The 14,220-nt window shown below is 65.8% G+C and carries 12 protein-coding genes; 3 read left to right on the forward strand and 9 right to left on the reverse strand.

Going from position 1 to position 14,220, the window contains the following annotated elements:
- Window positions 1-310 precede the first annotated feature (310 nt).
- Both QNJ67_07365 and QNJ67_07370 read right to left on the reverse strand, forming a co-directional pair.
- Window positions 311-1,585, reverse strand: a complete 1,275-nt coding sequence (locus tag QNJ67_07365) for a HupE/UreJ family protein (GenBank protein MDJ0608781.1) — start codon at window positions 1,583-1,585, stop codon at window positions 311-313.
- 74 nt (window positions 1,586-1,659) lie between these two features.
- Window positions 1,660-2,592, reverse strand: a complete 933-nt coding sequence (locus QNJ67_07370) for an MBL fold metallo-hydrolase (protein ID MDJ0608782.1) — start codon at window positions 2,590-2,592, stop codon at window positions 1,660-1,662.
- Between the two features lie 227 nt (window positions 2,593-2,819).
- Here QNJ67_07370 and tssI point away from each other — a divergent pair, with 227 nt between their 5' ends.
- Window positions 2,820-5,063, forward strand: coding sequence for a type VI secretion system tip protein TssI/VgrG (tssI, locus tag QNJ67_07375; GenBank protein MDJ0608783.1), 2,244 nt, complete (start codon window positions 2,820-2,822; stop codon window positions 5,061-5,063).
- A gap of 408 nt (window positions 5,064-5,471) precedes the next feature.
- Here tssI and QNJ67_07380 read toward each other — a convergent pair whose 3' ends face one another.
- The 6 genes from QNJ67_07380 to QNJ67_07405 all read right to left on the reverse strand — a co-directional run bounded on the left by QNJ67_07380 (window position 5,472) and on the right by QNJ67_07405 (window position 11,477).
- Window positions 5,472-6,722: a TIGR02270 family protein gene (locus QNJ67_07380; protein MDJ0608784.1), complete on the reverse strand. Its 1,251-nt coding sequence runs from the start codon at window positions 6,720-6,722 to the stop codon at window positions 5,472-5,474.
- A 168-nt stretch (window positions 6,723-6,890) separates the two neighbouring features.
- The gene (locus tag QNJ67_07385) at window positions 6,891-7,784 is read right to left on the reverse strand and encodes a DUF3396 domain-containing protein (protein MDJ0608785.1); all 894 of its coding nucleotides are present in this window, start codon (window positions 7,782-7,784) and stop codon (window positions 6,891-6,893) included.
- Window positions 7,785-7,817: 33 nt separating this feature from the next.
- Window positions 7,818-8,777, reverse strand: a complete 960-nt coding sequence (locus QNJ67_07390) for a DUF4150 domain-containing protein (protein MDJ0608786.1) — start codon at window positions 8,775-8,777, stop codon at window positions 7,818-7,820.
- A 2-nt stretch (window positions 8,778-8,779) separates the two neighbouring features.
- Entirely contained in the window at window positions 8,780-9,841 is a 1,062-nt protein-coding gene (locus QNJ67_07395) for a hypothetical protein (protein ID MDJ0608787.1), read from the reverse strand.
- 17 nt (window positions 9,842-9,858) lie between these two features.
- Window positions 9,859-10,923, reverse strand: a complete 1,065-nt coding sequence (locus QNJ67_07400) for a DUF2169 domain-containing protein (protein ID MDJ0608788.1) — start codon at window positions 10,921-10,923, stop codon at window positions 9,859-9,861.
- A gap of 62 nt (window positions 10,924-10,985) precedes the next feature.
- Window positions 10,986-11,477: a DUF6484 domain-containing protein gene (locus QNJ67_07405; GenBank protein MDJ0608789.1), complete on the reverse strand. Its 492-nt coding sequence runs from the start codon at window positions 11,475-11,477 to the stop codon at window positions 10,986-10,988.
- A gap of 242 nt (window positions 11,478-11,719) precedes the next feature.
- Here QNJ67_07405 and meaB point away from each other — a divergent pair, with 242 nt between their 5' ends.
- Both meaB and rpmB read left to right on the forward strand, forming a co-directional pair.
- The gene (meaB, locus tag QNJ67_07410; protein MDJ0608790.1) at window positions 11,720-12,739 is read left to right on the forward strand and encodes a methylmalonyl Co-A mutase-associated GTPase MeaB; all 1,020 of its coding nucleotides are present in this window, start codon (window positions 11,720-11,722) and stop codon (window positions 12,737-12,739) included.
- 92 nt (window positions 12,740-12,831) lie between these two features.
- Window positions 12,832-13,128 (forward strand): 50S ribosomal protein L28, encoded by a 297-nt coding sequence (gene rpmB, locus QNJ67_07415; GenBank protein MDJ0608791.1) that lies wholly within the window; start codon window positions 12,832-12,834, stop codon window positions 13,126-13,128.
- A gap of 38 nt (window positions 13,129-13,166) precedes the next feature.
- Here rpmB and QNJ67_07420 read toward each other — a convergent pair whose 3' ends face one another.
- On the reverse strand, window positions 13,167-14,162 hold the full coding sequence (locus QNJ67_07420) for an esterase-like activity of phytase family protein (GenBank protein ID MDJ0608792.1): 996 nt from the start codon (window positions 14,160-14,162) through the stop codon (window positions 13,167-13,169).
- Window positions 14,163-14,220: the final 58 nt, after the last annotated feature.

A 14,220-nucleotide genomic window follows, 5' to 3' on the forward strand; every position in this document is an offset into this window, starting at 1 on the left:
CGCATTTGACTGGATGGATCGCCGACGTCTCGGGAGCGAAACCGTGCTCGTGTCCGAGGGCCAAGATTTCTCACCACAGAGACACAGAGAGCACAGAGAACCAAAAAGGGAGTTGGTTGCGCGCAAAGCGCGCCAAGAAAACTGTTGGTGTTTCCTCTGTGTTCTCGGTGTCTCTGTGGTGAGTCCTTTTTGGTTTTGACCGGTCATCATCCGGCGGCAGGACGTGCCCGCTCCTATCCGCGACGTAACCGGTCAATAATGCCAGCTATCGGTCCGCTTGCTCACGAGGCGGATCGGAGGAGATCCGGAGCTAAATCGACTCGGCGACCAGCAGCAGGCGCTGGCCCGTCCAGGCGGCGGCGACGGCGATGCAGGGCAAGGCGACGGCCCAGCGGCCGGCGGTTCCCGCGCGCTCGCCCAGGCGGCCGAGCAGGCGGATCGCCGGGTAGGCGAGCAGGACGATGGCGACCTGCCCCAGCTCGACGCCGAGGTTGAAGGCCAGCAGGCTCTGCCAGAGGTTCGGCGCGTCGACCTTGAGGATCTCGCCCAGGACGAAGGAGAAGCCGAGGCCGTGCAGCAGGCCGATCAGGGCGGTCACCAGCAAGGTGGCGCCCTGGCGCTTCTGCATCAGCGCGATGGTGCCGGCGTAGACGATCGAGAGCGCGATGCCGGTCTCCACGACGGGCACGAACCAGGCCGCGCTCGGCACGTAGCCGAGAAACCCGGCGATCAGCGTCACCGTGTGGCCGACGGTGAAGCCGGTGACCCGCAGCAGCAGGTCGGTCAGGGAGACGGCGCCGATGGTCAGGCAGAGCACGAAGAGCACGTGGTCGGCGCCCTCGAGGATGTGGCGAATTCCTTCGACCACGAAGGTGCCGGCGGCGGCGAGCGGCGAGCGGGAGACCTCGATCGGCTGGGCCAGCAGCCCGCGCGCCCGCAGGATCAGGGGGTCGCCGCCCGGGAAGTAGTCGATCAGCACGTTGGCCGTCTGGTCCTGGCCCTCGAGGCCCGGGTCTAGCCGGCCGCCGAAGGCGTAGCGGGGCACGGCCCGGCCGGCGCGGTAGGTGATCACGGCGTCCACCACCAGGTCGCCGACGAAGGCCGGCGGCCGGTCCTCGGGATAGAGCGGCCCCGCCATGGAGCGCTCGGCCTCGGCCAGGGTGGAGAAGGTGCTCTGCTCGAGGCCGAGCTGAACCCGGACCGCCGCGGCCTCGCCCTCGAGCGTCCGGCCTTCGGCGGTGACCGCGTGGCCCTCGACGATCAGCCGGCCGAGCGCCGCCGGGTCGCGGCGCAGGGCCTCGAGGTCGATGCTGTGCATGAGCGCGCCCTCGCGCAGCTCGTTGACCGTGAAGGGCGCCGGCTCGACCGTGCCGTCGGCGCGCTCCGGGCCGGTCAGGCCGGCGAGGACGTAGGCCAGCGGCAGGCGCAGATAGACCCTCAGCCCCTCGTCCAGGTGCTCCACGTGGACGATGCGGATGTTCATGTTCAGCTGGAAATGAGCGCGCGCGTCGTCCCGGCCGATAAGGGCCGCGAACAGCAGCAGCGATAGGACGGCGAGGAAGACCGCCGCCGGGCGCGACACCACCCAGGAAATCCCTTGCCCTGTCACCGCAATGCCGCAGGACCTCCGCCGTGTCGGCCGCGCCGGTCCCGTTACCGTCACTCGCCGGCCGTCACCATGTTATTGGAGCCGAAGTACATGACGTGGCCCGACTTGCCCTTGACGTCGGCTTGGCCGAGCTCGATCGAGGCGCTCTCCAGCATGGTGTGCTCGTGGGTCTTGGTCCACTCCTCCGCCGACGTCAGGGTCGAGGTGAAGAAGGTCGTCTCGGGCACGAGGTAGTGGTGCGGGATGGCGATCTTGGCGCCGGTCTTCTCGACCACGGCGTCGGCCTGCTCGTAGTCGAGGATGTGCTTGGAGCCGTCCACCGGGACGAAGACGATGTCGACCTGGCCGATCTTGTCCCAGACCTCCTGGGGCGGCTCCGGGCGGTTGTCGCCCCACATGAGCAGCCTGAGGCCGCCGGTCTCGATCACGTAGAGCGCGTTGTCCATGTGGCGGAAGTTGGTCGGCGGACAGGGGTCGTCGCGCCCCTCGAACTGCTTGACCGCCTCGGTCCAGGCCACGGTGCCGGGCGCCACGCACTGGTGCTTGTCGGCGATCGCCGTGATCTTGACGTCGGCCAGCTGGAAGGTCCCGGCCATGCGGTCGAGCAGCATGTTGGCGTCAAGCCGGTCCAGGGCGTCGTGATCGAAGTGGGCGTGGGTCGACATGCCGATGTCGACGTCGGTCATGGGGAATTCCATGCGGTACCACAGGCCCCAGGCGCCCGAGGGATCGTTGCGCCAGGGGTCGACCATGATGGTCAGGCCGCGCGGCGAGGTGATCCTGAAGGCCGAGTTGCTGTAATAGGCGATGCCGACCTTGTCGTCGGGGCCGGGGGCGACCTCCTCGTTCTGGAACTCGATCAGGCGGTTGTTGTTCTTGCCCGACTCCCAGGACAGTAGATGGCTGAGCGCCGGCCCGCCGAGTCCGATGGCGAGGCCTGCCGCCACGGTTCCACCCAGCAGCAGCGCGGGTAACTTCTTCATGCCTCGCCTCCCTGTCTCGCTTAGCCCGCGAAGACACTAGCACCCTTTGGCGGGCCGGGGAATGGCGCCGGACGCGGCCGCCAAGGGCCGCCGGTCAGCCGGCCAATCGCCGGAATGGGTCCTTGATATCGCTAGAACACCTTGCGTATCGTTCCCGTGTAGGGCGCAAGCGATAAAGGGCGGCCGAAGCCGCCCGCTCCATATCAATTTTCAGGGAAGGCCTTGCCGTGAAGACGGTCTATCATTTCGATTCCGCGGCCCTCGACGCGGGCACCTTGAAGGTGGTCAGGCTCGAGGGCGAGGAACACATTTCCCGCTTGTACCGGTTCCAGGTCGAGCTCGTCGCCGAGGATGAGGCGCTGGACCTCGACGCCATCCTGGCGGCGCAGAGCTCGATCGGCTTCGAGCGCGACGGCGAGGTGCTCAAGGTCCACGGCATCCTCAGCAGCTTCGAGCTGCTGGGCCCCGTGCCCTACTACACCCGCTACCGCGCGGTCCTGGTGCCGCGGTTCTGGCTGACCACGCTGCGGCGCCAGAGCCAGATCTTCCAGAACAAGAGCGTGCAGGAGATCGTCGAGCAGGTCCTCAAGGAGGCGGGGCTGGCCGGCGACGACTACGAGTTCAGGCTGACCCACGCCTACCAGCCCAAGGAGTACGTGGTCCAGTACCGGGAGACCGACTTCGACTTCATCTCGCGCCTGCTTGAGCACGAGGGCATCTTCTACTTCTTTGAGCAGGGCGAGGAGGGCGAGCGGCTGGTGATCGGCGACGACAACGTGCAGTTCGCCGAGATCGCCGGCGAGAAGAGCGTGCCGTTCCGCGCCGGCGCCGGCATGGATACCCAGGACGCCTCGGTCCAGGCCCTGTCGTGCCGGCGGCAGCGCGTGACCAAGCAGGTCGTCATCAAGGACTACAACTACCGCAAGCCCGGCATGAACATGAAGGCGGAGCATCCGAAGCCGGTGCAGGACCCGCCCGACGGCCTGCATTCGGACTACGGTGACCATTTCCGCACGGACAACGACGGCAACCGCCTGGCCAAGATGCGCGCCGAGGAGATGCTCTGCCAGGAGCAGGTCTTCTCCGGCACGGGCACCAGCACCGGGTTCCGCTGCGGGCATATCTTCAGCCTGACCGAACACTTCAGGGGCGACTTCGATCAGGACTACGTCCTGGTCGGTCTGCGTCACACCGGCTGGCAGAGCAGCCCGGGCCTCGAAGGCCTCGCCGGCCCCCGGGGTTCCACGGGGGGCGCCGGGGAGGGCGAGGACTACCGCAACGAGTTCACCGCGATCCCGGTCGACGTGGCCTTCCGCCCGGCGCGGGAGACCCCCTGGCCCAAGATGCACGGCGTGATGAACGCGCACGTCGACGCGGCCGGCGACGGCGAGTACGCCGAACTCGACGAGGAGGGCCGCTACAAGGTCATCATGCCGTTCGACCTGAGCGGCACCAAGGACGGCAAGGCCTCTCGGCCGGTCCGTATGGCGCAGCCCTATTCCGGGCCGGGCTACGGCTTTCACACGCCGCTGCACAAGGGCTCGGAGGTGATCTGGGCCGCCGTCGACGGCGATCCGGACCGGCCGATCATCGCCGGCACGGTGCCCAATCCCGAGAACGCCAGCCCGGTCACCAAGTCGAACCAGACCCAGTCGGTGCTGCGCACCGCGGCGCAGAACCAGATGGTGATCGAGGACGAGAAGGGCTCGGAGCGGATCCTGATCGAGACCCCCTTCGACAACAGCAAGCTGTTCATGGGCGCGCCCAACCCGACCTCGGGGATCCGGGCGACGACCGACGGCCACGGCGTGGTCCACGCCAAGAACGGCATCTACCTGAACGCCTGGTCGAACGATTACTGGGACACGGGCGACGCCGCCAATCAGATCAACGCCGGGACCTCGTCGGCCCAGGCCATCGGCGCGGCGGCGGCGGCGGCGGGCGCCGGCAACATCGCCATCCTGACCGCGGTCGGCGGCGGCGTGGTCGGCGCCGCCACCGGCCTGCTGGCGCCGGGCATCGTCATGTCCGCGCCGGCCGGCATATCGGCGATCACGCCCTCGACCTTCACCGCGGTCGGCGGCGCCGGCGTCGGCATCCTGACCCCGGCCACGGCCGAGGTGGTCGGCGCCGTCCAGGCCTCCTTGATGAGCGGCGGCGGAGTCAACGTCTACACCGTCGCCGGCGGCATCCGCGTGGTCGCTTCGAACGGCGACGTCGAGATCGATTCCAAGAAGGACCGCGTGACCATCGACGCCGACAAGAACATCGACGCCAAGGCCGGCAAGTCGATCGTGCTCGAGGCCACGGACGACATCACGCTGAAGTGCGGCAAGTCCTCGATCGTGCTGAAGAAGGACGGCACGATCACGATCACCGGCAAGGACATCACCACCAAGGGCTCCGGCAACGTCACCACGAGGGCGAGCAAGAACGTCGTGATCAAAGGCAAGAAGATCCTGGAAAACTAGCCCTCCCTATCCCCGCTGGGGAGAGGGACGGGGTGAGGGGCTTTGACATCTCGGCGCCGTCTCACCCGTCTGTCATGCCCGGACTTGATCCGGGCATCCAGCGAGCACGGCATGCGGCCAGCGGTTACCCTGGATGGCCGGATCAAGCCCGGCCATGACAAAGAAATGGGGTCGATTGCACCGGATCGATCGCTGACGTCTCGGGCGGCGAGGCCGCGCCTATGGCCGAGAGTTTAGATTTCTCACCACAGAGACACAGAGAGCACAGAGTACCAACCAAGGGATTGGTTGCGCGCAAAGCGCGCCAAAAAAATGTGTTGATTTCTCCTCTGTGTTCTCTGTGTCTCTGTGGTGAATCCTTTTTGGTTTGCCGCGGCAGGGCAAAGGCCTTGTCGGCGCGCGCTCACGTTAGCCCTTCAAGCCCAGCCACTTCTTCTGGCGAAAGCCGGGGGCGCGGGTCTCGAAGAGCAGGGTGTCCGGATCCATCAGCGCGAGCTCGAGGGCGGCGGCTTGGCGCTGGCGCTGATATCCGGTGCGCAGAACCTCCGCGCAGTGCTCCGGCACGATCGGCGCGCCGACGAGGTGGCGGTTTCCGCTCTCGAAGCTTCCGCGGTTTTCGCCCCACCAGGTCTCGATCAGGTCGGGCGCCGGCCAGGGCAAGTCCTCGTCGGGGTCGAGCGCGACCGCCTCGTCTTCGGGATTCTCCGTCGGGCCCGCCTCGAAGCTTTCCGGCCACTCGCCCTCCAGGTCCTCGTCGGCGAGGTCGAGGCCGGAGATCATGGAGAAGGCCTCGCCCGCCGGCCGCGCCAGCTCGGGGGCCGCCATCTGCTCGATCAGCCAGGGAACGAAATGGGGGTCGCCGCCGGCCCCGACCGCCTGGATCAGGGTCCGGCGGCGCGCCGGGTTGCCCTCCTGGGTCGCGATCAGCTTGCGCGCCTCTTCGGGCGCGGTGACGCGCAGCACGAGGTCCGCCGCCTCGGCCTGGAAGGGCTGGTCCGTGATCGCCAGCAGGGTGAGGCGCTCCAGCGCCGCCCCCCGGTCGCCCAGGCGCACCGCCGACCAGGACGCGCGGCAGGCGCAGAGGCCGTCGGGATCGTCCAGGTGTTGCAGCAGGGCCGGCAGCAGGTCGGCCCGGCCAAGCTGCCCCGCCGCCCGCAGGGCACGGGCGCGGAGCGCCGGATCCTCGTCGTCCACCGCCCGGTCCAGCGCCTCGCCCGGATCGACCCGCTGCACCGCGCAGGCCGCGATGCCGAGCCGTCGCAAAAAGGGCGAGCCGCCGTTCAGCAGCGTGAGCCCGGTGCCCTTGAGCGCCGAGCGCCCGACCCAGCCGAGCGCCGAGATGAAGCCGCGCTCGGCCTCCGGGTTCGCCTCGGCGACGGCAAGGACGGCGTCGACCTTCACCTCGTCCCGCTGCTCCAATGCCAGCACGGCCGCCGCGAAGAGCTCTCCAGACCCCTGATAGCCCTGTGCTTGCTCTAGGGCGAGGGTCCAGCCGAATTCGCTCGCGACCCGCAGGCCGTCGATGTGGGCCTCGAGACGCGAGTCGTGGCCAGCCAGATCGTTGAGGTCATAGTGTGGCGCTCGGACGACGGTATCACGCTGCAACCATAAGAACGCTGCGTCCTCGGCGTGCTGGGCAAGAATATTCCTGACAACCATTATCAGACGCCGATCTGCGTTCCGCTATCGCAACTCATCGAAGTTCACATATCGATGATCTAATGGTTGGCGATGCAATAGGCAAAGCCCCGGGCGTGCCCACGAAACAAAGCCTTCATAGTTTTCCGCCTTCTGAGTCTTGCTGTCCTAAGCCAGGAGCGCAGAACATTAATCCAGAAAGCGGCGCCGCCAACGCTCTGTATCTTCCGAGCTAAATCTGGAAAAATCCCCTATGTTTCTGGACAAGAAACCTTCAATAGCTTTGGAAAGCTCCTGATGCAGCGGCAAATCTTGCTTCCGATTCACGTCACCACACTCAGGTTCCGGCCCCAGTGTCACAAGACATTTGTTTGAATCAAGTTTTTCAACCTTAATCAAGTCATTGGTGATTTTGGATTGAATAGATGAAAACCCTCCCATCTCATCGAGCACTGGAGGGCCTAGAAAATTTAACCAGTAAGCCCCTCTTACTTGTGTTCCAGCAAGGAATCCAGACTGTAAAAGGTCGTACACGTCAAATCCTGGATACCGGAAGGCCAATTGCCTTATCGCTGAAAACGCCGCCAATTCTGAATCGCCCTCGCTGTATACAAATGCCATACTTCCATACCCTGTATTAAACGGTAAAGCTTCGCCGATAGAAATGACCTCTTGGCGAAACGAATCAAACCCGCGCGACTCAATGAATTCGGTGGGGAACCAGAAATTCACAGTTGAAACTGCGGAGTCCCAACTCTCAAACGTGGGGTCACTCAGACATTTTCCATTATAATAGAATCTAAATTTCGGTGGGTCTTCATCAGAGTCAACCAAATCGATGTGACTTGTCCAATTTTCTTTTGCATCACGCATCTCTTTTCGCACGTCATCTATTCTTTGATTGCCCACCGCTTCCCATTGATCAGCTCCGGCTATCCATTTTAACTTATCTTCGCCAACAATCTTGATATAGCGTTCGAACGCAACTGCGGCAGAAGGGCCTATTTCTGAATGTGAGGCACGCATGAAGAAAGTTGCTATGAATCCATCTCGTACAACCAGCAACCCCGACTCGTCGGACACACGGATTTTTGGGCATTTCATAAGCTTGACACCTCATCCAAATGCTGGATTGCGCAAAGGCGGACAACTTACACCTCTACCGGGACTCACAATGTGCGGCTTTCGTCCAAAGGCACTGAAGTATCGCTCTCCTTGAGTTGGTTGACCGGGCTTAGTGAACCATTGATTTTTCTTGGCTGAAGGAGGACAGGGAAATTTGAAATCGTACACTTCACGCACGTCTGTTGGATTACCTGCGTCATGCAGAACCACATCCGGCACCTGGCTGCCTGCCGGATTGTATGGTGGGTTGGGCGGGCCATCGGTAGCGAGAGTACCGTTACCTACCGACCCCTTATAGGGCTGCTGAATGCTTGCTTCATCTGCTCGGCCAAGCTCTTCCATTTTGGCGGCGACACAAGCCTCGGCTTCCCGGCCTTTGATGATTCCCAAGGCCTGTTTGGTTTTCATTCTTTCGCCTTCAAACTCTATCTCCTTTTCGCACCGCTCTTTTGTTGGTGGCCCACCGTAGTTTCTTTGGTTGACTTCTTCCTCTGCCTGCTTGGCACAATCGCTCAGGATGCGCTCGAATTCCGCAACCGCGATCATGCCTTCAAAGTCGCCGGCGAGATCGACCGTGTTCTTGTGGTTGTGAAACTTCTTGTCGGTGAGCCGGCAGGCGTTCTTGCCGTCCATCTTCACGTCGAAGGAATAAGTGATCCAGTCGGTTTCCTTCTTGAAAGTGCTCGACTTGATTCCGCCGACCGTGCCGGGTTCGTCGCCAAAGCTCGTGCTGTATTGCGATCCCTTGACGGCGGCCATGTTGCCGCCATCGACTTTCACGGTTTTGGTGCCCTTCGTCAGGTTCTTGGAGAAGGCGATGTTCGGATAGGGGATCGGCACCGGACCGCCAGGCGTCGGCGTCTTGCATACATCGGGGATCGTCGCGACGGAGAAGCCGTTGCTGCCCTTGTGGGACAGGCCGAGCCCGTTGACCGCGATCGTCAGAGCCATCCCTAGTTAGCCTCCTCATGGGCGGCCAATACCATGGCCGCGCGTGCGCCGCCGTTGGAACCTGCAAAAGCGAAGCTGTAAGGCCCCGGCGCATAGCCCCTGGACTGTGCGACTGCCGTCAGGATGGCAAACAGCGGCCCCGAGGCCGCGCCGACGTCGCCCCAACTCTCTGCGGGAGTCTGAAAATCGGCGCCCTCCAGGAAATGCTCTCGGTTCCTCAACATGGCGAAGCCGTACTCGTTGCCCCGATAGGGGTCTCCGTTGAGATCGCAGAGGGTGTGGGCGATGTAGGCCTCGGAAAAGCCTGGTTTCATCAGTGCGGCCTTCCACGCGGTCGACATTCCCTTACCGACGCAAACGCTTTCCGTGAGGTTCCGGTTGGGCTCCTGGGCCGAGCCCTCGGCGATGACACCGACTGCCGCCGAAGCGCCGATCTGCTGCAGGACTTCCGGCGCTGCCAGCAGGCAGAAGGCGGCCGCTTCGCCGGGAGCAAATCCCCAGGTCGTCCTCTCGGAATGCAGCTGATCAAGGTCGTCTAGCCACTCCAGCGTGTCGGCGAAGATGTAGCTCTCGACGCCACCGACCAGGACCAGGCTCGCCGCGCCTTTCTCCAGGACCGCGAGCGCGTGGCCGAAGGCCGCTATGCTGCCGGCATGGCCCGCGGCCGTGAAATGGGCATCGGAGACCGGCGCGATCTGCGAAACCTGGTCGACGACACGCTCGCCAATGCTGTGCAGCGCGTCCTTGGTCAGCCCAGGCCGCGCCTCGGGCAAGGCCAGGGCGACCGAGAGTCCGTCGTCGCCGTCCAGGGCCTTCGCCAGATCGAAGGGAGCAAGAGCCTCGGCGATCGCCGGTGCGGCCAGGGCGGTGAAGCGATCGCTGGGATCATTCGCCTCCTCGAGCTCTGGCACCATGGCGACGAACATGGGCTCGCCGGCCCGGTCGATCATGAAGGGGTGCTCTTCGATATTGATCAGACCGGCGCGTACGGCGGCCGCGGTCGCCGGCGCGTCATGGCCGACCGCTGTCTGCGCTCCGTAGCCGATGATCCCCGCCGATTGCATTTCCCCTCCAAGACCCATCAGGCCGGTTGCCACATGCCACTATCAACCTCTTCCCTCGGCCGCATGATGCGCTCCTTGAGGGACACCGTGGTCGACAGCAGCTTCTGCACCTTGTGATGGCACGGCAAGGCGCTGACCCAGAGCATCGAAACCCGCGGCTGGTCGCCTTCAAGGGCTACGGTCTTGATCTGCCCGCGGTGCTGGGCGCTGGATCCGTCGGAGAATCTTGTGGAAAAGACGAACGCCAGGCGCGGCAGGCGGAATGACAAGCGTCCGCCTCCAGGAGTCAAATTGACGAGAACAACCTCCTCTCCGCCCTTCAGTACTGCGGCAGATTGCTGGTGCTGCGGGGCGCAGTGCTGGTAGCGGAAATCGAAATCCTCCGGCAGCAGCGGCTGGCGTTCCTCCAGCCAACGGTCGTCATAGGTGCCTGAGAACCCGACGCGCGGCTGCCAGTGATGGGCAATGGGTCCGAACCCCATGGGTTCCGGCCGATCTCCGGCCGCCCTAATGGGTTGCCGGGGATCCTCGATGTTTGGCAGCGGCTTGTCGAGAAGGTGCTCCGGCTCTGTCGCAAACCCTCGGCCTACGGGGTTTCGCTGCTCCCAGGCATGCTTCTCCGGATCCGGATCTGACAGGTCAATTCCACCGAAGGAGCGCTCCCACGCCAGCGGCATCCTGGTGAAAGGCTCGATCGGCGTCATGGCCAAGCCGGCCCGGGTCTTTTCCCACCGACGGTCGCCGACGACGCGGGCCCGGCGCTGAATTCCAGCCACGCGAAATCCGATCTCGAGCGACTTCACCGGACCTTCGGGGCTATGGGCTTGCCCTTCGAGCAGAACGTCGGTGCCGGGCTTGTCGAGCAGGAGATCGCTGTCGTGCAGCATGCTGCTGGTTCCCGGATCTCCGCGAAACTCCGGAAACAGGCGGACCGGCACTTGTTCGGGCGCAAGCCCCGTGCCGCCATCGGGCAAGACATCGAATGTGGCCTTTACCCCGACCAGCCAGACCTCGGCCCCGGTCTTATCTCTCACCCAGGCTCTCTCGGCTGCGAACGGCGTCTGGTTATCGATCGACCACATGGGGCTACCAGTCTTCCCAAGATCCAAGCGGCGAAATGCTATTCCTACCTGCTCCGTCCGGCTCAGTTGATCTGCACCGAGCCACCCTTGATCCGGTTCGCGCCGGACGAACGGCTGAGCAGGTAGGCACCGCGGATCAGGACCTTGCCGGCGCGGGTCAGGGTGATGCTGGCCCGGCCGCATTTCAGCTGGATCTGCTTCTTCGCGCTGATCACCAACTCCTCGCCGTCGACCTTTGCCGTGATCGGCTGACCGGTCTCGACAGCGATCTCGCGCTCGGCCGGCTGCCGCAGCAGGCCGACAACGAAGGGCCGGCGCGGGTCGCCGTCGGCGAACAGCAGGGCGACTTCCTGGCCGACCGACTCGGCGCCGATGGCCGCCGCGCTCAAGGCGGCGAGCGGCGCGCCCTCGGCGTTGCCGGGGAAATCGACCAGCGGCGTCCCGTCGGGCGCCAGGTCGGCCAGCCGGCCGATCACGACCTGCGGCAGGCCGGGCGCGGCAGTGGACGCCGTCTCGCCGGCCTTGGAAGCTTCTTTCGCATTCAGTGAAGACATCGTCGCCAGCCCCGTTCCGAATGATGCGAGAGGGCCCTGTTGCGGGTTGACGGGCTCTTCTTGATAAAACTGCAACCTGAAATTGGTTGAGAGTTTTCAGGAAGTTCGGAGCGCGGTCAAGGGCGCCGCCTCCAGGCGTCGCAGAGAATTCATGGGGGAGAGGACCGCCTGCCCTTCCCTCCGCTTGTCCCGAGCGGCGAATCCATTAGTGTCCGGGACCATCGACCCGCGTTTCAGCCGCCATGGCCAAGGAAAGACCTCTCGACCGGCCCGCCGACCTCGCGTCCCGCCTGCGCGGCGGTGACCGTCGCGCCCTGGCGCGCGCGATCACCGTGATCGAGTCGAGCCGGGACGACCACCGGGCGGAGGCCGAGGCGTTGCTGGCGGCGCTGCTGCCGGCGACCGGCGGGGCGATCAGGATCGGGATCTCGGGGGTGCCCGGCGTCGGCAAGTCGAGCTTCATCGAACGCTTCGGGCTGATGCTGGTCGAGCGCGGTCACAGGGTCGCGGTGCTCGCCGTCGACCCCTCGTCACAGCGCGGCGGCGGCGCGATCCTCGGCGACAAGACCCGCATGCCCGAGCTCTCGCAACGCCGCGAAGCCTTCATCCGCCCCTCGCCGGCCGGGGCGACCCTGGGCGGCGTCGCCCGGCGCTCGCGCGAGGCCCTGCTGCTCTGCGAAGCGGCCGGCTTCGACGTGATCGTGGTCGAGACCGTCGGGGTCGGTCAGGCCGAGACCGCCGTGGCCGACATGGTCGACCTCTTCCTCCTCCTGCTGCTGCCCTCCGGCGGCGACGAGCTCCAGGGCCTGAAGCGGGGGATCATGGAGCTCGCCGAGCTGATCGTGGTCAACAAGGCCGACGGCGACCTGGCGGCAGCGGCCCGGCGCACCGCCGCCGAGTACCACGCGGCCCTGGGCCTGCTGCGGCCGACCGACCCCCGCTGGCAGACCGCCGTGATGACCTGCTCCGCCCATACCGGGGCGGGAATCGCCGAGGTCTGGGACGCGATCGGCCGCTTCCGCGAGGCCATGGCCTGGGGCCGGCCCGATGGCGCCCTCGCGGCGAAGCGCCGGGGCCAGGCGCGGGCCTGGCTGTGGCGCGAGGTCGGCGACGGGCTGATGGCCGCACTCAAGGCCGACGGCGGCGAGACCGGCCGGATCGAGGCCGAGGTGGCGGCCGGCCGGATGACCCCGGAGGCCGGCGCCCGGACCCTAATCCGGGGCTTTCTGGCGCGGTCCGGCCGCGGCCGCCAAGAGCCTTGACCCGGCGGGCCGGGTGGCCTAGAACCGCCGCTCGTCGGGGAGCCTAGGGTTCGCCCGTCCACCACCTTTCGCGAATTCGGATCGAAGACCCCATGTCCAGACGCTGCGACTTCACAGGCAAGGGCGTGCAGACCGGCAACAACGTCAGCCACGCCAACAACAAGACGCGCCGGCGCTACCTGCCGAACCTGCAGAAGGCCTCGCTCATGAGCGACGCGCTGGGCAAGGCCGTGCAGGTCCGCCTGACGACCAGCGCGATCCGCACGATCGAGAAGCGCGGCGGCCTCGACGCCTACCTGACCTCGACTCCGGCGGCCAAGCTCGGCAAGAAGGCCCGCGACCTCAAGAAGCAGATCGAGAAGGCCAAGGCGAAAAGCGTCGCCGCCTGACGACCTGCCGCTCCGCCGGTCCTAACTCCCGGTCTTCCTCACTCTTCCAGTGCGAAGTGCAGCAGGAGCGTGCGCTGGAGCGGATTGAAGTTGTTGTCCGACATCAGGTAGACCAGCGTCTCCCCCGGCCCGCCCCGGCGCACCGCCAGAGCTTCCATGTTGTCGACCGCCAGCGGCGGGCGAAACATCGCCAGTTCGGCCCCTATTAGCCTGGCGCCGGGCTTGATGCGCCGGGCTTCGAGACGCACCAGGCGGATCCCGAGCCCGCCCAAGAGCGAGAAGCGGCGTTCCAGAACCAGCACGTCGCCGTCGGGCAGCAGCGCCGCCGCGGTCGGTTTGAACCCCCCCGGGCCCGGCCGGTAGCTCACTTGGCGCCAGGCGTCTCCCTCCTGCAGAAAGGCGGCCAGGGCGCCGGGATCGCCGGGCGCCGGCATCTCCTCGGTGAATACCAGGATCGCGCCGTCGGCCAGCTGGAGCATGGCCTCGACGCCGCCGTTGACCGGCGCCCGGGCGAGGTCCGGCGGCCCGTCGAAGCGCTCGGCCCCGCCCGAGAGCGGGCTGGCCTCCGGCCGCGCCGGGTAGCGCCAGATCCGGTGGCGGCCCTCGAAACCGACCAGCAGCGCCCCGTCGGAGAGCCGGATGACCGATTCGGCGTCGTTCAGCTTCTGGTCGGCCAGCGGCTTGCCGTCGAGGTCGAGGATCGGGGCCATCACGGCGTCGCGTAGGCCGACCAGCTTGCCGGAATCATAGACCAGGCGCGCCGTCAGCCAGTGGCCCCGGTCGCTCAAGGCCGTGATCCCGCCGCCGTTGGGCTCGACCAGCATCGCGGAGAAGCCGCCGAACCGGCGATCCGCCGCGCTGAGCTCCAGCCCGCCGCGCCAAGCGAGCACCCCGACCCGGTCCCTTTCGGGCGTCTCCGGATCCAGCAGAACCCGCCTGGCCGTAACATCGACGGGATCCGCCGCACAGGCCGCCGCCGCCACGGCAGTCACCAGGAGGGTCAGGGAGAGCTGCAGAAAGAAGCGAGCGCGCATGCCTTCGCGTTTGCGGTCTGGCGCGGAAATTGTCAACCGCTCGCCGCGACGTCGGGTA

The sequence above is a fragment of the Kiloniellales bacterium genome, assembly GCA_030064845.1.
GTDB lineage: Bacteria > Pseudomonadota > Alphaproteobacteria > Kiloniellales > JAKSDN01 > JASJEC01.